At 67.8% G+C, this 18,886-nt stretch carries 20 protein-coding genes; 10 read left to right on the forward strand and 10 right to left on the reverse strand.

Translation table 11 applies throughout. The features are described from left to right. Nucleotides 1-50 precede the first annotated feature (50 nt). Nucleotides 51-1,055: a hypothetical protein gene (locus Q7S93_RS13375; protein WP_304714386.1), complete on the forward strand. Its 1,005-nt coding sequence runs from the start codon at nt 51-53 to the stop codon at nt 1,053-1,055. Here the strand turns inward: Q7S93_RS13375 and Q7S93_RS13380 are convergent. Both Q7S93_RS13380 and Q7S93_RS13385 read right to left on the reverse strand, forming a co-directional pair. Continuing rightward, on the reverse strand, nt 1,052-2,446 hold the full coding sequence (locus Q7S93_RS13380) for an ATP-binding protein (protein ID WP_304714387.1): 1,395 nt from the start codon (nt 2,444-2,446) through the stop codon (nt 1,052-1,054). The two genes, Q7S93_RS13375 and Q7S93_RS13380, sit on opposite strands and share 4 nt — an antisense overlap. Beyond that, a complete protein-coding gene (locus Q7S93_RS13385; RefSeq protein ID WP_304714388.1) occupies nt 2,446-3,108 on the reverse strand; it encodes a response regulator in 663 nt (220 codons plus the stop codon). Before Q7S93_RS13385 ends, Q7S93_RS13380 begins: the two co-directional genes overlap by 1 nt. A 102-nt stretch (nt 3,109-3,210) precedes the next feature. Here Q7S93_RS13385 and dsbD point away from each other — a divergent pair, with 102 nt between their 5' ends. The 6 genes from dsbD to Q7S93_RS13415 are packed head-to-tail and all read left to right on the forward strand — an operon-like array spanning nt 3,211 to nt 8,430. Further along, nucleotides 3,211-5,067 carry a protein-disulfide reductase DsbD gene (gene dsbD, locus Q7S93_RS13390; RefSeq protein WP_304714389.1) on the forward strand — a complete coding sequence of 619 codons (1,857 nt, stop codon included), beginning with the start codon at nt 3,211-3,213 and terminating at the stop codon, nt 5,065-5,067. After that, complete coding sequence (locus Q7S93_RS13395; RefSeq protein ID WP_304714390.1) at nt 5,064-5,861, forward strand: TlpA disulfide reductase family protein; 798 nt, start codon at nt 5,064-5,066, stop codon at nt 5,859-5,861. Before dsbD ends, Q7S93_RS13395 begins: the two co-directional genes overlap by 4 nt. Before the next feature lie 23 nt (nt 5,862-5,884). Then, nucleotides 5,885-6,520: a DsbA family protein gene (locus Q7S93_RS13400; protein WP_304714391.1), complete on the forward strand. Its 636-nt coding sequence runs from the start codon at nt 5,885-5,887 to the stop codon at nt 6,518-6,520. After that, nucleotides 6,517-7,350 carry a class I SAM-dependent methyltransferase gene (locus Q7S93_RS13405; RefSeq protein WP_304714392.1) on the forward strand — a complete coding sequence of 278 codons (834 nt, stop codon included), beginning with the start codon at nt 6,517-6,519 and terminating at the stop codon, nt 7,348-7,350. Before Q7S93_RS13400 ends, Q7S93_RS13405 begins: the two co-directional genes overlap by 4 nt. Continuing rightward, nucleotides 7,347-7,751 (forward strand): DUF302 domain-containing protein, encoded by a 405-nt coding sequence (locus Q7S93_RS13410; RefSeq protein WP_304714394.1) that lies wholly within the window; start codon nt 7,347-7,349, stop codon nt 7,749-7,751. Before Q7S93_RS13405 ends, Q7S93_RS13410 begins: the two co-directional genes overlap by 4 nt. Before the next feature lie 58 nt (nt 7,752-7,809). Further along, nucleotides 7,810-8,430: a class I SAM-dependent methyltransferase gene (locus Q7S93_RS13415; protein WP_304714396.1), complete on the forward strand. Its 621-nt coding sequence runs from the start codon at nt 7,810-7,812 to the stop codon at nt 8,428-8,430. Between the two features lie 54 nt (nt 8,431-8,484). On the opposite strand, the gene Q7S93_RS13420 is transcribed toward Q7S93_RS13415, so the two are convergent. Both Q7S93_RS13420 and Q7S93_RS13425 read right to left on the reverse strand, forming a co-directional pair. Continuing rightward, nucleotides 8,485-8,679: a hypothetical protein gene (locus Q7S93_RS13420; RefSeq protein ID WP_304714397.1), complete on the reverse strand. Its 195-nt coding sequence runs from the start codon at nt 8,677-8,679 to the stop codon at nt 8,485-8,487. 40 nt (nt 8,680-8,719) lie between these two features. Further along, nucleotides 8,720-8,902 (reverse strand): hypothetical protein, encoded by a 183-nt coding sequence (locus Q7S93_RS13425; RefSeq protein ID WP_304714418.1) that lies wholly within the window; start codon nt 8,900-8,902, stop codon nt 8,720-8,722. 130 nt (nt 8,903-9,032) lie between these two features. Between Q7S93_RS13425 and Q7S93_RS13430 the strand changes: the two genes are divergently transcribed. Further along, on the forward strand, nt 9,033-9,515 hold the full coding sequence (locus tag Q7S93_RS13430) for a hypothetical protein (protein ID WP_304714398.1): 483 nt from the start codon (nt 9,033-9,035) through the stop codon (nt 9,513-9,515). Here the strand turns inward: Q7S93_RS13430 and Q7S93_RS13435 are convergent. Then, nucleotides 9,512-10,300: an AraC family transcriptional regulator gene (locus Q7S93_RS13435; protein ID WP_304714400.1), complete on the reverse strand. Its 789-nt coding sequence runs from the start codon at nt 10,298-10,300 to the stop codon at nt 9,512-9,514. The genes Q7S93_RS13430 and Q7S93_RS13435 overlap by 4 nt on opposite strands. Nucleotides 10,301-10,413: 113 nt before the next feature. Between Q7S93_RS13435 and Q7S93_RS13440 the strand changes: the two genes are divergently transcribed. Continuing rightward, nucleotides 10,414-11,742 carry a tetratricopeptide repeat protein gene (locus Q7S93_RS13440; RefSeq protein ID WP_304714401.1) on the forward strand — a complete coding sequence of 443 codons (1,329 nt, stop codon included), beginning with the start codon at nt 10,414-10,416 and terminating at the stop codon, nt 11,740-11,742. Continuing rightward, the gene (locus Q7S93_RS13445) at nt 11,743-12,960 is read left to right on the forward strand and encodes an MFS transporter (RefSeq protein ID WP_304714402.1); all 1,218 of its coding nucleotides are present in this window, start codon (nt 11,743-11,745) and stop codon (nt 12,958-12,960) included. It begins immediately after the preceding gene. Between the two features lie 55 nt (nt 12,961-13,015). Here the strand turns inward: Q7S93_RS13445 and Q7S93_RS19080 are convergent, their stop codons facing one another. The 5 genes from Q7S93_RS19080 to Q7S93_RS13470 all read right to left on the reverse strand — a co-directional run. After that, nucleotides 13,016-13,255, reverse strand: coding sequence for a helix-turn-helix domain-containing protein (locus Q7S93_RS19080; protein WP_370652162.1), 240 nt, complete (start codon nt 13,253-13,255; stop codon nt 13,016-13,018). Between the two features lie 255 nt (nt 13,256-13,510). Beyond that, nucleotides 13,511-13,978: an SRPBCC family protein gene (locus Q7S93_RS13455; protein WP_304714404.1), complete on the reverse strand. Its 468-nt coding sequence runs from the start codon at nt 13,976-13,978 to the stop codon at nt 13,511-13,513. A 187-nt stretch (nt 13,979-14,165) separates the two neighbouring features. Then, a complete protein-coding gene (locus Q7S93_RS13460) occupies nt 14,166-14,819 on the reverse strand; it encodes a transmembrane anchor protein (RefSeq protein ID WP_304714405.1) in 654 nt (217 codons plus the stop codon). A 15-nt stretch (nt 14,820-14,834) separates the two neighbouring features. After that, complete coding sequence (locus Q7S93_RS13465) at nt 14,835-15,542, reverse strand: HupE/UreJ family protein (protein ID WP_304714406.1); 708 nt, start codon at nt 15,540-15,542, stop codon at nt 14,835-14,837. A gap of 203 nt (nt 15,543-15,745) precedes the next feature. Beyond that, on the reverse strand, nt 15,746-18,886 hold a 3,141-nt coding region (locus Q7S93_RS13470), incomplete at its 5' end, for an efflux RND transporter permease subunit (RefSeq protein ID WP_304714407.1).

Genomic DNA, 18,886 nt, shown 5'->3' on the forward strand with positions numbered 1-18,886 from the left:
GTTTGCTCGCCGCTGGGCTGGTAGCCGGCGCAGCCGTTGGCCCAGGCGGAATGGCCAGCGCCGCTTCGCCACGGTCGCTGAGCATCGCGGCCACGCCCAATCCGCATGTGTTCCCGCTTGTTCTGGCCATGAGCCTCAATCCCTCGCTGCCGGTCAAACTGTTGGCCGTGGCGGAGTCGCGAGAGTTCGACAGCCTGCTCGCTTTGGGGCATGCCGACGCCATACTGGCCATGACCTACATTGCAGCGCAGAAACGGGTTTCCGGCGCGGTGGACGATCTGCGCCTTCACACCATCACCACCTGGCGCGGTTTCTTCCAGGTGGCCGCCGAGGACGTCCGGACATTGCGGGACCTCAAGGGCCGGACCACCATCGTGAGCGGCCCCGTCGGCCCCGGTCGCGGGGGCGGTGGAGATCTGATCTTCCAGGCCGCGGCGCGCCGCCAGGGACTGGATCCCTCCCGCGACATGCACGTGGAGTATCTGCCCGTCGCGCAAGGCGCCATGCGCGTGCTTGCCGGCAAGGCCGCCGCGATCACCATTCCCAGTCCTGGGAGCACCGGCCTCGTAATGCGATCCGGGATGCGACCGCCTGCGTCTCCTGGGCTGGGCGCGAGCGCCGACGGCAAACCTATCGGCGCCCCATCTCCCCGCCTCATCGCCATCGATCTGCAGGCGGTGTTCTCGGGCTATCGGTCCTTTCTGGCCGGACAATTGCCGCTGGGCGGATTCCATGCCACCGAGCGCATGCTGGCGGACGCGGAGAAGCGACGGACGCTCAATCGGATCACACAAGCCTACGGCGACGCGGCGGAAAAACTCACCGCCGAACCGGATCGCTATGCGCCGATCGTGGCGGCGGCCTATTCCCGCTTCTTCGGGCACATCGGCGCCGGCAACCCCTCGGGGCCGCTGCTCGCCCGATCGCTGACGGCCGGCGATCTGGTGTACCGGACCGCCCGGCCGACCAAGGCCGACGGGAAGGATCTCGCGGCCTTCCTGGGGGAAATTCTCGGCAAGCCGGTCCCAGCGGAGTTTCTCGCCGGCGGGGGCTAAGGTTGGCGCGGAGCCTGCGCCGCACTGGCCATTGACGGCGGCGCGGGCTCCACGGCGCAGGGGCGCGTGCGGTCGGGTGGAACCGCAAGGCTGGCGCGAAGGCCGCCGGCCGCGCTTGATGCCAGGTCGAGCGTCAGTCCGGCTTGGCGGGCCGCCAGGTCCACGATCGACAAGCCAAGGCCACTGCCGACACCCGTGTGGCCCCGTCCCCGATAGAAGCGCTCACGCAGCCTGGGGAGCTCGTCCGCCGACGTGCCGGGTCCATCGTCCTCGACGACCAAGCGCGCGCCGGCCGCAGTCGCCTCGAATCGGCAGGTCACGCGGTGGGCCGCGTACTGCAGGGCGTTCTCGATGAGGTTGCGGAACGCGGCGCGGAACAGCTCGGCGCTGATGAAAATCTCCGTGGAGGACGGCTGGATCACGAGATCCAGCCCGCGGTCACGGCGAACGGGTTCGAGCTCGGCGCCGATCTGGGCGAGGCCGGCATCCACATCGATCCAGGCGGCGTCACTCGCCGCGTTCTCTCGGGCATCGTGGCGGGCCATCTCAAGGAGTTGGTTGACCAAACGCGACGTGCGATCGACGGAGACCGCGATCTGGCTGAGCGCGCCAAACCGTATGGCCGGGTCTGTCGTCGCCAGGGCGATCTGGGCCTGGGTCTTGAGCCCTGCCAGCGGCGTCTTCAGCTCGTGCGCGGCGCTGGCGGTAAGGTGGCGTTCACGCTCCCGGGAGGCCGCAAGACGCTCGAAAAGGCTGTTCAGGGCCCCGATCATCGGGCGCAGTTCGTCAGCCGCGCCGATCTCATGGATCGGCGAAAGGTCCGCCGCCGGGCGACGCGCCAGGGTGTCGGCGATACGGCGTAGAGGTGCGTGGCCACGCTCGACGACCAACCAGATCAAACCTGCGAGCGCGAACACGCCAGCGGCCGCGGGCAGCAGCAGTCCGGTGATCACCTGCCGCACCAGATTTCGCCGGACCTTGAGGTTGTCGCCCACCATCACCTGCAGCCCAGCCTCCGGGCGCGGGATGGTATAGACGCGCCAGGTTTCCCCCTGCACCACGGTTTCCGAAAACCCCTCGCGGATCTGGCTCAGGCGCTCCGCCGGTGCGCCGCTGGAGCGGGCGACGAGCCGTCCCTCCAGGGACCAGATCTGGCAGGAAAGCTGGTGGCTGTATCCTCCTGCCACGGCGGGTATCCTGACCTCCGGCGCGGAAACGGCGCCGCTGGCCGCCAGCGACGAGACCATACGCGCCGCCTCCATCAGGCGGGCGTCCAGGACGCGTTCGACGTCCCTCTGCGTGCGAACATAGATCCATCCGGCGGCGACCGCCCAAACGAGCGTGGTGATGGCGAGCAAGGCGACGAAGAGACGGGTGCGAAGCGAATTCATCACCCGCGCGTCCCTAGCCGGTAGCCGACGCCGCGCAGGGTCTCCACGACCGACCTGCCGAGCTTGGCGCGAAGGTGGTGAATGTGGACCTCCACGGCGTTGCTCTCGACCTCGGTGTCCCAGCCGTACAGACGGTCCTCGATCTGGACCCGAGATAGGACAGCACCAGGCCGTTCCATCAGGGCGTGGAGTACGGCGAATTCGCGTCGCGACACCGGCACATCGACACCGTCCTTGCTGACGCACCTCTGCGCTGGGTCCAGCACCAGATCGTTCCAGGTCAGGTGCGGGCTGGATCGGCCGGTGGACCGCCGCGCAATGGCCCGAACGCGGGCAGCCAACTCGTCGAGATCGAAGGGCTTGCCCAGGTAGTCGTCCGCCCCGGCGTCCAGGCCCTCGATGCGATCGGAGACGGTGTCTCGGGCGGTCAGCAGGATGACCGACGGCGCGGGCTCGCAGGCGCGGATGTCCGGGAGGAGGTCCAGGCCGGAACCATCGGGCAGCATCCAGTCCAGCACGACGGCGCTGAACACCCCGGTGCGCAGCGCGGCGCGCGCCTCCTCCAGGGTGGCGGCGGCATCAGCCATAAACCCATGCAAGCCGAGCCCGACCTGTAGGCCGTTCATTAGAACCGGGTCGTCCTCGACCACAAGAATGCGCATGACCTGCCTCGTCCAATAGCCACGGGTGTGCGGGCCGGCTTAAGGCTGCCTTAAGCTGACTCCCCGACTTGGCCCGCCTCTTCCACATCGTGGCGGTCCATCTTGCAGCGTCTGCTCCTCCTTCTTGCCCTTTTGTCGACATTCCTGGCGCCCGCCGCGTGGGCCGCGCCGTCGCTTGACGACCGCTTCCAGCTCAAGACCCAGACACTGGCAGACGGAAGCGTGCGCCTGGACTGGACCATTGGGAAAGGCGCCTACCTCTACCGCGACCATGTCGCGGTGACGTCTGGCGCGCCGCCGCGCGTCCTGGCGGTGAGCCGCTCGAAAGGTGAGATCAAGGAGGATCCCGGTTTCGGGACCGTGGAGATCTGGCGTGGTCAGGGCCAGGCGACCGTCATGGCCGACGTTCTGCGCGCCGCCGGCTCACCGCGAGAACTCACGGTAACCTACCAGGGGTGCGAGGAGGACTCGATCTGCTATCCTCCCGTCACCAAGACCGTCAGCGTGCAACCCGCTGCGGATATCCGAACCGGCTCCTCGCCCTGGCCGTTCGATGCGCCCGTGGCGGCGCCGGCTTCGGCGCAACCTGAGGCATCTGCCGCTCCGGCTGCCGCCGTCGCTGTCCCGCAGATCGAGGTCACCGCGGATACCGGGCTGGTCTCTCGTCTGGCGGCGCGCGGCGGGACGGCCTTGGTCCTGCTGGCCTTCGCCGGCTTCGGACTGCTGCTGGCTTTCACCCCCTGCGTCTTTCCCATGTATCCGATCCTCGCCGGCATCCTGGCGCGGGATGGCGAGCAGCTTTCGCCGCGGCGTGGCCTCAGCCTGTCGCTGGCTTATGTTCTCGCCATGGCGTCGGCTTTCGCGCTACTCGGCCTCGTGGCGGCTTGGTCGGGTGCGAACCTGCAGATGGTCCTCCAATCGCCCTACGCGATCGGCCTGCTGAGCGGCGCATTTGTGATCTTCGCCCTGTCGATGTTCGGCGCCTTCGAGCTGCAGTTGCCGCAGTCGTGGGTCGCCAGGCTATCGCGCAACCAACCAGGCCAGGCCAGGCCGTCTCTCGCCTCGTCGGCGGCCCTCGGTTTCACCTCCGCGCTGATCGTTGGCCCCTGCGTGACCGCGCCGCTGGCCGGCGCCCTGATCTACATCGCCCAGACCGGCGACCTAGCGCTCGGCGCGGGCGCGCTGTTCGCCCTGGGCCTCGGCAAGGGCATCCCCTTGATCGCGATGGGCGTGCTCGGGCCGCGCGCGCTGCCCCGGGCTGGTCCCTGGATGGAGCGTGTGAAGCAGCTTTTCGGGGTCATGTTCTTGGCCACGGCGCTCTGGCTCGCCTCCCGCGTGCTGCCACCCTCCGTCACCCTGGCCATGGGCGGCGTCCTGCTGATCGGCTTGGCTGTGGCGCTCGGCGTCTTCGAACGCCAGGCCGAGGGCGCGGGTGTTGTCGCCCGCGCGGCGAAGGCGGCCGCCCTGGTAGTCGGGCTGTGGGGAAGCCTGCTGCTGATCGGCGCGGCGTCCGGTGCGGAGAGCCCATTGAAGCCGCTGGAGGCGTTGGCCGCTTCGCCCGCAGCGCCGTCGGAGTCGAGCGACGCGGTCGCGTTCGTCACGGCGCGCGGTCTCCCCGCGTTGGAACGCGAGGTGGCGGAGGCGGTCTCGGCGGGACAGCCCTCGCTGGTCTATTTCACGGCGGACTGGTGCCTGAGCTGCGACGTCATCGAGCGTCGCGTGTTCGACGACCCGGGCGTCCGCGCCGAACTCGCCGGCGTCCGGCTGATCAAGGCCGATGTCACCGCCAATGATGCAGCCGCCCAGGCCATGCTGCGCCGCTTCGCCGCCGCGGGTCCCCCGACCATGGTGTTCCTCGACCGCCGCGCCGCTGAAGCCGGCGGCGCGCGGCAAGTGGGTGAGCTCAGCGCCCGCGACTTCCTTGGAAGCCTCGCCGCCGTGCAGGAGACCCGCTCATGAACGGCTTTGCCTTAGGCCCATTCCTGTTTTCCGCAGAGCGCCTCGCTGTGCTCCTCGGCGTGGTCATCGTGCTGGTGGGCGGGGAGATCCTGGCCCGGCGCGTCGATCCCCGGTTCAGCCGGTGGAGTTATCTGGCGCTGGCCGCCGGCTTGATCGGTGCTCGACTCGGCCACGTGCTGGAAAACGCTAGCGCCTTCGCGGCCGAGCCCTGGCGGGCGCTGGCCGTGTGGCAGGGTGGCTTCTCACTACCCTGGGCAGCGCTGCCAGTGGCGATCGTCACCATTCTCGTCCTGCCCCGTCCGCGGCTTGCAGCCTGGGGCGTCGCCACCCTGGCCGCCGGCCTGCTGGCGTGGAACACGATTCACCAACTGACTGCGAGCTCGCAGCCCCAGACGCCGCTGCCGGCCTTGACTCTGGCGACCCTGGCGGGCCCGCCGCTTGCGCTCGCCGAGACGGGGGGGCACCCCACCGTGATCAACGTCTGGGCCACCTGGTGCCCCCCATGCCGGCGGGAGATGCCCTTGCTGGCCAAGGCCGCTCAAGCCAATCCAACGGTCCGCTTCGTCTTCGCTAACCAGGCGGAAGACGCCGCGACGATCCGGACCTATCTCGCCCGGCAGGACCTCGAGCTGCCGAACGTCGCCTTGGACGCAAGCCAGGCCATTCCGCGCCACTACGGGACGCTCGGCATTCCGATCACGCTCTTCGTGCGCCCCGACGGCCGGCTGGCGGCCTCCCACATGGGCGAAATCTCCCCCGAACAGCTGAACGCCAACCTCGCCCGGCTGCGCTGATCTGCACCGAAATGGAGTCCCTGATGAATCGATCTCTCGTCGCCAGCGCCATGGTGGCGCTGTCTCTCGCCACGGCGCAGCCCGCGGCCGCCCAGGTTCAGGCCGTCACCCCGGCCGTCGCCAAGGCCGTCGTCGCCGCGCCGGGAACCGCCCTCGCCGGCGCGGCCCAAGGCGACGTCACCGTGGTCGAGTACCTCGACTACAACTGCCCCTACTGCCGCAAGATGCACGCTGAGTTGCAAGGGCTGCTGAAGACCGACCCGAAGGCGCGGGTGCTCTACAAGCAGTGGCCGGTCTTCGGGCCCGTCTCGACCTACGCGGCCCGAACTGTGCTGGCCGCCACCTGGCAGGGCAAGGACCTGGCGGCCCACGACGCCCTGATCACGTCCACGTCTCGCTTGGATAGCCAGGACTCCGTCCGGCGCCGGCTGGCGACAGCGGGCGTCGACCTCGCGCGTCTCGACCGTGACCTTACCGCGCACAAGGCGGAGATCGACGCCCTACTGGCGCGCAGCGAGGAGGAGGCGCAGCTGCTTGGGCTCAGAGGCACGCCAGCGCTCGTCATCGGCTCCACCCTCGTGCCCGGCGGACTGCCCAGCGCCATGCTGCAGCGGCTCGTCGCCCAGGAACGAAACGAAAGCCAGGCGCCAAGCCGGTGAGCCGCGTCGCCGCCGCGGCCTCCATGATGGTGGCCGCTTGGCTGGGGGGCTGCAGTATCGGAGCGCGTCCCGAACCGGAGGAGCGCGCTAAGGCGAATTCCGCGGGCGAAGCGAGCTTGGCGGCCGTGGTCGCCGGCTCCTGGCGCTCGGAGGCCGAGCGGGCCGAGGACGCCCGGCGGCGTCCGGAGCAGACCCTGCGGTTCCTCGGGCTTGGCCCTGGTGAGACGGTGGTCGAAGTGTGGCCGGGCGCCGGCTGGTGCACGCAGATCCTGGCCCCCTACCTGGCCCGCACAGGCGGTCGGTACTACGCAGCGCATCCCTCCGTGGTCACGACCGGGCCGGAAGGAAAAGAACTCGTCGCGCGCTTTCGGAGCGACGTCGCCGCGCGACCCGACCTCTATGGCCGCGTCCGCGAGGGCGACTTCGGAGACGGTGGCGGCCGGCTTGGGCTCGGACCAGAGTCCGCCGATCTGGTGCTGTTTCCCGAGCGCCTGCACTACTGGATGGCGGCCGGCTTGGCCGAGGCGGCGTTCGCTGAGGCCTATGAGGCTCTGAGGCCGGGCGGCCGGCTTGGGGTGATCCAGGATCGCGCCCCTTCCAGCGGCGCGCAGGATCCGATCGCCCGCGACGGCAGGGTGCAGCAGGCCTTCGTCGTCGCCCTGGCTGGCGAGGCTGGATTCGTGCTGGACGCGGCGCCGCTCATTCACCCGCGCGCTGGCCAGGCGGAAGGCGGATACGAGCGAATGGTGCTCCGGTTCCGGAAACCTATGACTCGAGGTGCGGTTCTGAGCGCACAGCCGAACGTCGCTGCGCCGGGAGCCTCCCTATGAGCTACTACCACGCCAAAATATTGAACCTACCTTTCGACGCCGCTCTGGCCGCCGCGCGCGAGGCGCTTGCGCAACAGGGTTTCGGCGTCGTCACCGAGCTCGACATTCACCAGACGCTGCAAGCCAAGCTCGGCGAAAGCTTCCGCCCCTACACCATCCTGGGCGCCTGCAACCCGAGGCTGGCCTACGAGGCGCTTCAGCTCGAGGACAAGGTCGGAACCATGCTGCCGTGCAACGTCGTGGTCCAACAGCGGAGCGATGAGAGCACGGAGGTCGCCGCCATTGATCCCGTTGCGTCTATGCAGGCCATCGACAACCCCGAACTGAAGGAAAAGGCAGGCGAGGTGGCCGCGAGGTTACGGGCCGCGATAGACGGGCTTGGATCTGTCCGCGAAGACTAGCGCCGGCTCAGCTTTCGCGCTCGTGGCACGCCTCCGCGGGACTGTCTAACAAGGTTGGATGATGGATGATCCGGGGTTGCGTCGTTGGGACGAACGATACGCGCAGCAGGGCTACCTTTTCGGAGAGCAGGCGAACGCGTTTCTCGCGCGCCAGAGGCATCGGCTGCAGTCCCGCGTCCGGGCTCTGGCGGTCGCGGACGGAGAGGGTCGGAACGGCGTATGGCTGGCGGAACAAGGTCTTGACGTCGTCTCGATCGACGGGTCGCCGACCGCCCAGGACAAGGCGCGACGGCTCGCCGAGCGCCGCGGCGTCGAGATCACCTGTGAACTCGCCGACCTGACCACCTGGACTTGGCCAGACCACGCGTTCGACGTCGTCGCAGGGATCTTCATCCAATTCGCCGGCCCGGACCTGCGCAGTCGGATGTTCGAGGGCATGCAGCGAGCGCTGCGGCCTGGTGGGCTGCTCCTGCTGGAAGGCTATCGGCCGGAGCAGCTCGCATACGGCACCGGCGGGCCTACCGCCCTGGAGAACCTCTACACAGAGCGGATGCTCCGTGACGCCTTCGCGGACATGCAGATCCTTGAGCTTACATCCTATGACGCCCTCCTTTCAGAGGGATCGGGGCACGCGGGAATGTCCGCCCTCATCGACCTCGTAGCGCGGCGTCCGGAATGAGCTACGTGACCGGCTGACAGCTGGCCTGCGACGGCGGGCGGCCCGCTTCAGGGGTCATTCGGCGCCGCCAGCGGCGATCTGCCGCCGCTCCCCCATCCCACCGCCTAGGGCGCGAACCAAGGCGACAAAGGCCTGCAGTCTGGCCGTCGACGTGGCGAGCTCCGCACGCTGCGCTTCCAGAGCGGCGGTCTGCGCTGTCACCACTTCCAGGTAGTCAGAGGCCCCATCACGGTAGGCGCTGAGCGCCAAGGCCTGCGTCCTGGTCGCGGCCGCCGCGGCAAGCTGCAGCTCATCGGCCTCTTCGCTTGGCGTCGGCTGGGCTGATGTAGCCCAGGGCTGAGTGCAGTCGGCGGGGATTGTAGAAGCCTTCGATGTATTGGAACAGGTCCCGGCGGGCCTGGTCGAGCGCGGCGCGACCCGGCAGTTTGCAACGCTCGGCGGGACCGTCGGCGTGAAGCTCCTTGAGCCGCACGTGAACTTTCGAAGCGCAGGCGAGCTACGGCGAGTCGTCCGGCGGAGGGACTTCCAGCCAGCAGACTGTCGTGAGGGGCGTTCTGCTGTGGGCGGAGCCGTGGGGGCGGCTCGCCGCAAGCGTGGGGTGCATGGAGACGAATCTGCCTGGACGGGACGTGCGCACCACGCACTTGCATGCCTACGGGGTCTGGTTTCCCTCCCAGCGGCTGACGCTAGCCGCCAAGGCCGGCGGGTTTGCCGGCGTGAATGACGGCGAGTACCTGGCAGGGGCCACCAACATCTATCTCACGCCCGACCTCGCGCTTTTCACGGCGGTCGAGCGCACCTGGTACGATGCCGGCTTCCGCGATAAGGGCCTGACAGGCTCGGTGGGGTGGCCGCCGGTCCGCAAGGCGCCATTTGCTCTCAACATGGGCGTGACGCGGACGGAGGTCTCCGGACCCTTCAACTTCGGCACCAAGACCGCCTTCGTCGGCGTGCGGACCTTCTATAACCGCAGCGGCGAGACGACGCTGCGAGGACGGGAACCGACCGGCCCCACCGGTTGGCCATTGACCTTCGGCCCGCAAGGCCTGGGATTGCGCGCGCCTCGACCAGCAGGCTGCGTCTAGCTGGACCGGCCCTGGCGTTGGGTGTAGGCGCCGGGGCTGCTGCCCATCTCCGAGCGGAAGGCGAAGATGAAGGCCGACGTCGAGCTGTAGCCCAGGCTCACCGCCGTCTCGGTGATGCCGCGCCCCCCGCCCAGCATCTCGATCGCGCGGAAGAGGCGCAGACGACGCCGCCAGGAGCGCAGACTCGTTCCAAGCTCCGCTTCGAACCGGCGCGCCAGGGTCCGGCCAGACATGCCGAGGGCCTTGCCCCACGCCTCGGGTCCGCGAGGATCGGCCGGGTCAGCGTAGAGTGCTTCGCACAGGGAGGTCAGCGCGGGCGAGCGCGGCCAAGGCAGTGCGCTCGGCAGCGCCGGCGCCCGCTGCAGCTGGTCCAGAATGAGCTGGGTCACCCGCGTCGCGTAGCCGTCGTCGTCCGGCGCGGCGGCGATCTCAGCTGCTTCCACGATGAGTGCCTGGAGGAGCGGCGAGACGGCGAACAGCGTGGCCATTGATGGAAGGCCCTCGCCGAACTCGTGGGCGATCCAGAGGCTCCGGAATTCGGCCCCGAGCAGCGATCCGACCCGGTGGCGGAGTCCGGTCGGCAGCCAGACCGCCTGATCGGGCGAGATCACGAAGGAGTGGCCGTCGACCGCGACAGCCAGCGCGCCGGAGACGGCGTAGACGACCTGGTTCCAGGCGTGAGAGTGCTCCGGAAACTCGTGGCGGGCCGGAATGGACTGCGCACGCACGGTCATCGGCGCGGGGGACTTCTCCCCCGGCGGCGGCGCGATGGCGACCCACTGCATGCAGTTTTCCTCTTCAATTGTCCGGTAGTCTATATGGGTTGGCTTCGGGTCGAAATACCGACACCCGGTAAGGGTCCATACTGCAAGCCCCGACAGAGAGCAGCGATAGACCCATGTCCCTCACCGACCGGCGCGGCCTGCCGATCTCAACGACCTCCGACCTTGCGGCGGACCGCTATCGCGAAGGCGTGGATCTGATGTTCGCAGGTTGGCCCAGCGCTGACGCCGCACTGGACCAGGCTATTGCAGCTGATCCCGACTTCGCCCTGGCCCACGCCGCCCGCGCTCGCCTGGACGCGATGTCTGCGCGACCCCGAGAAGCCCGGACGCGGATCGCCCACGCCGCTCAACTCGTCGCGACGCGCGGGACGGAGCGGGAGCGCAGCCACGTCGACGTCCTCGCGCTGCTGCTCAATGGCGAGCCCGGGGCGGCGCTGGAAGGGACCCTGGCGCATGTGGACAGCTGGCCACAGGACGCCTTGATCCTCTCGCTTCCCCTGGGCGCGTTCGGTCTGTTCGCGTTCTCCGGCATGGCGAACCATGACCAGGCGCGGGTGGACCTCTGCAACCGGCATGCAACCCACTATGGGGCCGACGATTGGTGGTTCCTCACGTCCCGGGGCTGGGCGGAGGTCGAAAACGGCGACGTTCCCTTAGGGCGCGCGATGCTGCAAACGGCCTTCGAACTGCACAGCGCCAATGCGCACACGGTGCACGGCTGGGCGCACGCCCTTTTCGAGGCGGGCGCGGGCGACGAGGGCGAAGCCCTCATCCGCGGTTGGCTGCCGGGGTACGATCGCACCGGCATCCTGCACGGACATCTCGCCTGGCACGCCGCTCTGATCGCCCTTGAGCGCAGCGACCTTGAGAACGCGATGGCGCTCTACGCCCTCCACGTTCATCCGTCGGTCTCGGCCAGCCTGCCGATCAATGTCGTCAGTGACGCCGCCTCGCTGCTGTGGCGGGCAGAGGCCTATGGCCATGAGCCTTCACGCGAGAACTGGAGCTGGATCGCCGACTACGCCGCGAAGGCGTTCCCGAAGCCGGGACATGCCTTTATCGATGTCCACATGGCGCTGATCGAGGCGGCGATGGGGGACAGGGTGGCCGTCGATCGCCGCGCCGCCGCGCTCACTGCGATGGTCGAAGCCGGCAGGCTCGGGGCCGGGCAGGTCGTGCCCGCCATCTGCCGCGCGGCGCTGGCGTTTGCAGAGGCCGACTACCCGCGATGCGTCGCAATCCTCGAGCCCCTGGTGCCGGAGGTGGTGCGCATCGGCGGCAGCGGCGCGCAGCGCGAGATCGTTGAGGATACGCTGCTGGTGGCCCTGATGCGCAGCGGCGAGACGGCGAAGGCGCGCGATCTCCTCGATCGCCGCCTCCATCGCAGGCCGTCGCCGCGGGACACGCGGTGGCGCGCCGACCTAAGCCGCGCTGTCGCCTGAGTGAGCCAGGTCGAAGGCGCCAGGATCGAGCCCGCTGAGCTGTCGCGATCGCAGGCGCTCGGCAACGTCGCGAGGCTGGCGACGGCGCAGGCGCTTGCGGGCGCCAACTCCGTCGTGGTCTTCGCCACGGGTGCGATCGTCGGCGCCGATCTCGCGCCCAACCACGCGCTGGCGACGCTGCCGATCTCGATCTTCGTCGTCGGCATGACGGCCTGCACCTGGCCCGCCGGTGTCATCGCGCGCCGCCATGGCCGCCGGGCGGCCTTCCTCGCCGGCGCCGGCTGTGGGGTCCTTGTGGGTCTCCTGTCGGCCCTGGCGGTGCTTCTCAGCTCGTTCTGGCTCTTCTGCGCCGCGACTTTCCTGGGCGGCGCCTACGCGGCCGTGGTCCTGTCATTCCGCTTCGCCGCCGCGGAGGGGGTGCCGGCGCCGCGGCGCGCGCGGGCCCTCTCCACCGTGATGGCCGGCGGCGTGGTGGCCGGCGTCGTCGGCCCTCAGCTCGTCAACGGCACAATGGACGGCTGGCCGGGTCATCCTTACGCCCTGACGTTCCTCGCTCAGGCGGCGGTCGCCCTGGTGTCGGCGTTTGTGCTCATGGGCGTGCGTCTGCCGCGGCCGGCAGCGGGCTCGACGTCCGACGGGCGGCCTCTGCGCGAGATCGTCCGCAACCCTCGCTTCATCGTCGCCCTCGTCTGCGGAGCGGTGTCCTACGTCGTCATGAACTTCCTCATGACCGGGGCGCCGCTGGCGATGCGGATCTGTGGCTTGCCGCCCGAGGCCTCGAACCTCGGCATCCAGTGGCATGTCATCGCCATGTACGCGCCCAGCTTCTTCACCGGCCGGCTCATCTCTCGTTTCGGCGCGCCGGCGGTAGTGGCGACGGGCCTGGCGTTGCTCGGCGTCGCCGTCGCAGTCGGGCTGGCCGGTGTCGACGTCGCCCACTTCTGGCTGTCCCTTATTCTCCTGGGGCTCGGGTGGAACCTCGGCTTCGTGGGCGCCTCGGCGATGGTTCTGGACTGCCATCGGCCCGAGGAGGGCCCAAGGGTCCAGTCTCGCTACGACATGGTCGTCTTCGGCGCGGTGGCGGCGGGCTCCTTTTCTTCCGGTGGCCTGCTGACCGCGTTCGGCTGGACGACCGTGCTTTGGGTCTCCCTGGTTCCGCTGGTGCTCGCCTTCTTCGCCCTGGCGTGGTCGCCACGACCGGTCGCCGCGGCGCGGTAGTCGCCTCGGAGGTCAGAACGCGCGCTTGATCAAGGGCGATGCGCCCTGTCGGGCCTCAGGACGCAAGGCAATGCGGCGAGACCCGGATGTTTCGGTATCCAAGCTCGATCATTCCGGCCCGCTGCAGCGCCAGCAGATGTGCGCCTGCCGATTTGCGGGAGAGTCCGGCCATTTCAGCAAGGTCGGTCTGCGTGGCCCGGACTTCCCAGACCCCGGTGGCCGCATCCTGGTGAGCCAGAGTGGCCGGCCGAGTTCTCAGACGGGCGCGGGGCGGGAGCCCGACTGCCTCGCCCATCCGGCGCAGGGTCGCGGCCAGCTGCTCCGAGAGCAATTCCGCCACGGCAAACCAGACCTGCGGGATGTCCCGGCCAATCTGCTGCAGCGACGCGTCCGGGAACAGCAGGACCGCGGTCTCGCCCGCGGCTCGCGCCGTGACAAGGCGGGTGACATGACCCCCGTTTCTTATCCGGCCATAACGAGACTCCTGGGTTGATGTCGGCGCCCTGGCGGGCGAGGCGGCGTCGGGCCAACGATTGAAGTGTGCCCTGCGCTACTTCTTTCTGGATCGGCGATGAGACGAGATCCTCAAGGGGTGCCTGGCGCGCACGGCCAAGTCATTCAGCGTTCGGTCCATCACCGGCTGAAATATGCGTTTGAAGCGGTTCTTACCCAGCCCCGCTAAGACCCCACTGAACCGAACGAGGTGGTGCACGTGGGTCGCTCCATTCGTCCACGCAAAGGCGTACCGCATCTCGATGCCAAGCAGCCCGGGCAGGCCGAGCCGCCAGCCAAGCAGGCCTGGTGGATTGATGGTAAGCTGGCCGGAGAAGGGCCAGGATTTCTCCGGGCCGTCTTTGAACCTCAGTCGGATGACATAGGTGATCTTTGTCCGATCGCTCGCTTCCTCAGCTACGCGAGCCGCACCAGTCCACTTCGGGTAGGATCCGAAGTCCGTCAAAATCGCCCTGACTGTAGCGACCGGCGCCTTCACGTTGATCTCGCTCACGAGTTCATACACGGGAACATTCCCTTCAACCTATGCCACCCGGTTATTCCGTGAGCCTTCGTCGTCATTTCTCCTGCCCTGGAAACGTGGACGGCAGAGGCGCCGCGCCGCTGTTGTGGCCGTAAATGATCCCGGCGAAAGCCAAGAGCGGCTTGCAGGCGTGCCGCGAGCGCCCGGGCGCGGTCCGCGACGAAAGCGCTCACACCAGCCGTTTCAGACCGTCGAAGTCCCCGGTCACTTTCAGAGTGACGGTGACCGCCTTGCCGGCGCGGTTTCGCCAGAACCAGCCATGCGAACCGTCGAAGGCGGCCGTGAGCACCCCTTCTGAGCGGCTTTCCGAACCTTTCCCGTAGCCATGGTACGAGATGCCGGCCCCGTCGCCGTGCGTATCGAAGTTCAGCTTCGGGCCATCGGTGACCCAGACGTAGGTCACAGAAGCGCCCTTGCGCATCTTGGCCTTGATCTCCACGCCTTGCCCGGGGGCGAGGGTCAGGGTCATCTCTTCGGCCTTTGCGGCGGGCGCCCCCGTGGCTGGCGCGCTAGCTTGGACCGGCGCAGGGACGGCGGCGGCGGCGGCGGCGGGCGGGCGCGGCGCTTGGGCCGTGATCGCTGGTGCAGACGCCGTTGCGGCTGAGGCCTCCTGTTCAGCCTCTCGCGCGATGGCCATCTTCACGGTCCCCATGTCGGTCAGGCCAAGGAGGCGGCCAATTCCGGTGGGATCCACAGCGTACTCGGCGGGAAGCACCACTGCGACCAGCAGGGCTGCGGCGACCCCCACGGCGATGGCGGTCGAGCGCAACAGTCTGCTGGCGGTCGGCAGGTCGGCAAGGTCGGGTTTTTGAGTGTTGTGCATGGGTCTGGTCTCCGGTCAGGCGACGAAGTAGCCGACAAGTTGGTAGCCGGTGAGGACGAAGCCGGCGGTCATGAGAATCACGTTGGCGGTGTAGGCATGGGTCCAGAACCCGGAGGTCCGCCGCCAGAACCCCATAGCGATCAGGATGGCGCTGAGCGCCAGGATTTGGCCGAGTTCAACACCGATGTTGAAGGCGACAAGGTTGACGAAAAGGCCGTCGGGGGAGAGCTGGAAATCCTGCAGCTTGGTGGCCAAGCCAAATCCGTGGAACAGGCCGAAGATCAGGGTGGCGGCCATTGTGTTGGGCTGCACCCCGAACCAGCGCTGGAAGGCGCCGAGGTTGTCGAGCGCCTTATAGACAACCGAGAGGCCGATGATCGCGTCGATAAGGTAGGCGCTGACACTTACGCCCAACATCACACCCAGAAGCAGGGTGATGGAGTGACCGATGGCGAACATGGTCACATAGAGGCTGACGTCCTTCAGCCGGTAGAGAAAGAAGATCACTCCGAAGAGAAACAGCAGGTGATCGTAGCCGGTGATCATGTGTTTGGCGCCAAGGTACACGAACGGCATGAACAGGACGCCGGAACTCTCCTGGATGTAGCCCTTGTCGCCCTCGGCGACGCCGTGGGCCAAGGCCTGCGACACCAGGCCGGTGAGTAGCAGCAGGCCGATGCCGAGCCACAAGCGCCTGGACCAAGTAGCGAAGGCAGGCAGCATTGGAGATCCTTGGAACACGGAGATCATCTGGCCACCCGCTGGATGACGGCGAGAAAACGCCAGGAGATGCCTATTGCGAACCGGGATGCTCAGCCCAGTGCGGTTTCGAGGGGGAGCGCGACCGCCCCCGACCAAGGCCAGGTAAAACCTGGCCTTGGTCGGGACACGCAAGGTAGCCGGCTCGTTGACACAAGCTTCCGGAGTCATGCCAAGACCTCGGCGGCTGCGCCCTTACGGCCAAGGTGGGTGTGAACCAGGCTGTAGAGGGCCGGCAGGACGAGAAGGGTCAGGATCGTCGAGGAGATGATCCCGCCAATCACGACTGTGGCCAGAGGCCGCTGAACCTCGGCGCCCGCCCCCACGTTGAGGGCCATCGGGATAAAGCCGAGGCTGGCCACTAGAGCGGTCATCAAGACGGGACGAAGGCGGGTCAGAGCGCCTTCGCGGATGGCCTTGTCGAGGGGGGCTCCCTCCGCAATCAGACTGCGGATGAAGGTCACCATGACCACGCCGTTAAGGACGGCCACGCCCGAAAGCGCGATGAAGCCCACCCCGGCCGAGATCGAGAGCGGTAGGCCGCGCATCATCAACGCCGCCACGCCCCCGGTGAGCGCGAGGGGCACGCCGGAGAACACCACAGCGCTGTCCTTCCAAGAACGGAACAGGGCGAACAGCAGACCGAAGATCAGCAGGAGCACGGCCGGCACCACCAGTTGGAGGCGTTTGGCCGCCGAGATCAGCTGCTCGAAGGTGCCACCGTAGGTGACCCAGTAGCCGGCCGGGACCTTCACCTGCGCGCCCACCTTCTGCTGCACCTCGCCGATGAATGAGCCGAGGTCCCGATCTCGGACGTTAGCGGTCACCACGATGCGGCGCTTTCCGTTTTCGCGGCTGATCTGGTTGGGACCCTTGGTCAGCTCGATCGTGGCGACCTCGCTGAGCGGCACAAATTGTCGGGGTTGGCCTTCGCCCGCCGGCAAGGGCACCTGCAGCCGCCCGATGGCGTCGGTGTTCGAGCGGATGGCTTCGGGCAAACGCACCACAACGTCAAAGCGGCGGTCCCCCTCGAAGATCTGTCCCGCCGTGGTCCCGCCCATCGAGGTGGCGATAACCTGCTGGACGTCGTCGATACTTAAGCCGAGCCGGGCCAGGGCCGGACGGTTGGGGGTGATTTGCAGGACCGGGAGGCCGGTGATTTGCTCGGTTTGCGGATCGGCGGCGCCTTCGACGCCGCCCACAATCCCCTCGATCTCGGCCCCAAGCTTCAGGAGTTCATCCAGATCGTCGCCGAAGATCTTGATCGCGACGTCCGCGCGGACCCCGGACAAAAGCTCGTTGAACCGCATCTGGATCGGCTGAGTGAATTCGTACTTGCTCCCAGGGACTTCGCTGACCGCAGCTTCCATCTCCTCGACGAGCTTGCCCCGCGGTTTGCGCGGATCAGGCCAGTCCTTGCGGTCTTTGAGCATGATGAAGGTGTCAGCGACCGACGGCGGCACCGGGTCGGTGGCCACCTCGGCGGTGCCGATCTTCGCCACCACCCGCTCGACCTCCGGGAACTTGGAGAGGCGGGCCTCCAGCGCCGTCTGCATGGAGATCGCCTGGCTGAGGCTGGTGCCCGGTATGCGCAGGGCGTGCATGGCGATATCGCCTTCGTCGAGGTTCGGGACGAATTCCGAGCCCATGCGCGAGGCGCCGAAGCCGGCGATCGCCACAAGGGCGACGGCGACAACCACCATCAGGGTTCGGGCTCGCATGGCGAAGTCGAGGGCCGGCTGGTAGCCGATCCGCGCCCAGCGCATCAGGAAGCTCTCTTGCTCCTGGATCTTGCCGGTGACGAACATGGCAACCGCGGCCGGCACGAAGGTTAGCGACAGGACCAGCGCGGCGGTGAGCGCGATCACCACGGTGATCGCCATCGGATGGAACATCTTCCCCTCGACGCCGGTGAGGGCGAAGATCGGGACATAGACGAGTGTGATGATCATCACCCCGAACAGCGAGGGGCGGATCACCTCGCTTGAGGCCGAGGCCGCCAGGGAAAAGCGTTCGTCACGCGTCAGAAGCCGACCCAAGCGGTGCTGGGCCTCGCCGAACCGGCGAAGGCAGTTTTCGACGATGATCACGGCGCCATCAACGATCAGGCCGAAGTCCAGCGCGCCCAGGCTCATCAAGTTGCCGGACACGCCGAACCTCACCATGCCGGTGATGGTCAGCAGCATGGTGAAGGGGATGATCGCCGCCGTGATCAGAGCCGCGCGGATGTTCCCGAGCAGCAGGAACAGCACCAAGATAACCAGCAGCGCCCCTTCGAGCAGGTTCTTCTCGACCGTCTTGATCGCCCGATCGACAAGATTGGTGCGGTCATAGACCGGTGATGCGGTGACCCCGTCTGGCAGAGCCTTGGCGGCTTCCTTCAGGCTGGCCGCGGCGGCCTGGGCCACCACGCGGCTGTTCTCGCCCGCTAGCATCAGCACTGTAGCGAGCACCGTCTCGTGACCGTTCTCAGTCGCCGCGCCGGTGCGTAGTTCCTGGCCCATGCCCACGTCGGCCACTTCCGCGACGCGGATCGGGACGCCGCCCCGGGTAGCGATGACGATCTCGGACAGATCTTCGCGTGTGGAAGCCTGGCCGGGGACGCGGATCAGGTACTGCTCGCCGGACCGCTCGACATAACCGGCCCCCACGTTGGCGTTGTTGCGCTCAAGGGCTTCGACCACCTCGGACATGGTGATCCCATAGGCCGCGAGGCTCTCGGGACGCGGGGTGACGTGGTACTGCCGCTCATACCCGCCAATCGTGTTGACCTCGGTCACGCCCTTGGTGTTGCGCAGCTGGGGCCGGATCACCCAGTCCTGCAGGGTGCGCATATCTTCGGTCGTGTAGGGCTGACCGTCGGGCCGCCGAGCGCCGGGCTTGGCCTCGATCGTGTACATGAAGATCTCGCCGAGGCCGGTGGCGATTGGGCCAAGCTCCGGCGTAATCCCGGGCGGAAGCTGGCTGAGCGCGTTCTGCAAACGCTCGTTCACCAACTGACGGGCAAAGAAGATGTCTGTGCCGTCGTCGAAAATCACGGTGACCTGGGACAGGCCATAGCGAGAAACCGAGCGGGTGTACTGAAGGCCGGGCACGCCTGCCACGGCGGTCTCGACTGGGAAGGTGATGCGCTGTTCGGCCTCAAGGGGCGAATACCCGGGCGCCTCGGTGTTGATCTGGATCTGGACGTTGGTGATGTCCGGCGTGGCGTCGATCGGCAGGCGCTGGAAACTCCAGACGCCGACCGCGCAGGCCAGAAGGACGAGCGCCATGACCCCCCAGCGGAAGCGGATCGACAGCGCGATGAT

It is taken from the genome of Phenylobacterium sp., from assembly GCF_030646615.1.
Taxonomy (GTDB): domain Bacteria; phylum Pseudomonadota; class Alphaproteobacteria; order Caulobacterales; family Caulobacteraceae; genus Phenylobacterium.

Excerpts from the sequence above, each read along its gene's own strand:
- Q7S93_RS13465 (WP_304714406.1), bottom strand. The coding sequence starts at position 15,542 with ATGCTGCCTGCCTTCGCTACTTGGTCCAGGCGCTTGTGGCTCGGCATC.
- Q7S93_RS13385 (WP_304714388.1), bottom strand. The coding sequence starts at position 3,108 with ATGCGCATTCTTGTGGTCGAGGACGACCCGGTTCTAATGAACGGCCTA.
- Q7S93_RS13430 (WP_304714398.1), top strand. The coding sequence starts at position 9,033 with ATGGAGACGAATCTGCCTGGACGGGACGTGCGCACCACGCACTTGCAT.
- Q7S93_RS13410 (WP_304714394.1), top strand. The coding sequence starts at position 7,347 with ATGAGCTACTACCACGCCAAAATATTGAACCTACCTTTCGACGCCGCT.
- Q7S93_RS13435 (WP_304714400.1), bottom strand. The coding sequence starts at position 10,300 with ATGCAGTGGGTCGCCATCGCGCCGCCGCCGGGGGAGAAGTCCCCCGCG.
- Q7S93_RS13440 (WP_304714401.1), top strand. The coding sequence starts at position 10,414 with ATGTCCCTCACCGACCGGCGCGGCCTGCCGATCTCAACGACCTCCGAC.
- Q7S93_RS13380 (WP_304714387.1), bottom strand. The coding sequence starts at position 2,446 with ATGAATTCGCTTCGCACCCGTCTCTTCGTCGCCTTGCTCGCCATCACC.
- Q7S93_RS19080 (WP_370652162.1), bottom strand. The coding sequence starts at position 13,255 with ATGGGCGAGGCAGTCGGGCTCCCGCCCCGCGCCCGTCTGAGAACTCGG.
- Q7S93_RS13415 (WP_304714396.1), top strand. The coding sequence starts at position 7,810 with ATGATGGATGATCCGGGGTTGCGTCGTTGGGACGAACGATACGCGCAG.
- Q7S93_RS13400 (WP_304714391.1), top strand. The coding sequence starts at position 5,885 with ATGAATCGATCTCTCGTCGCCAGCGCCATGGTGGCGCTGTCTCTCGCC.
- Q7S93_RS13395 (WP_304714390.1), top strand. The coding sequence starts at position 5,064 with ATGAACGGCTTTGCCTTAGGCCCATTCCTGTTTTCCGCAGAGCGCCTC.
- Q7S93_RS13375 (WP_304714386.1), top strand. The coding sequence starts at position 51 with ATGGCCAGCGCCGCTTCGCCACGGTCGCTGAGCATCGCGGCCACGCCC.
- Q7S93_RS13460 (WP_304714405.1), bottom strand. The coding sequence starts at position 14,819 with ATGCACAACACTCAAAAACCCGACCTTGCCGACCTGCCGACCGCCAGC.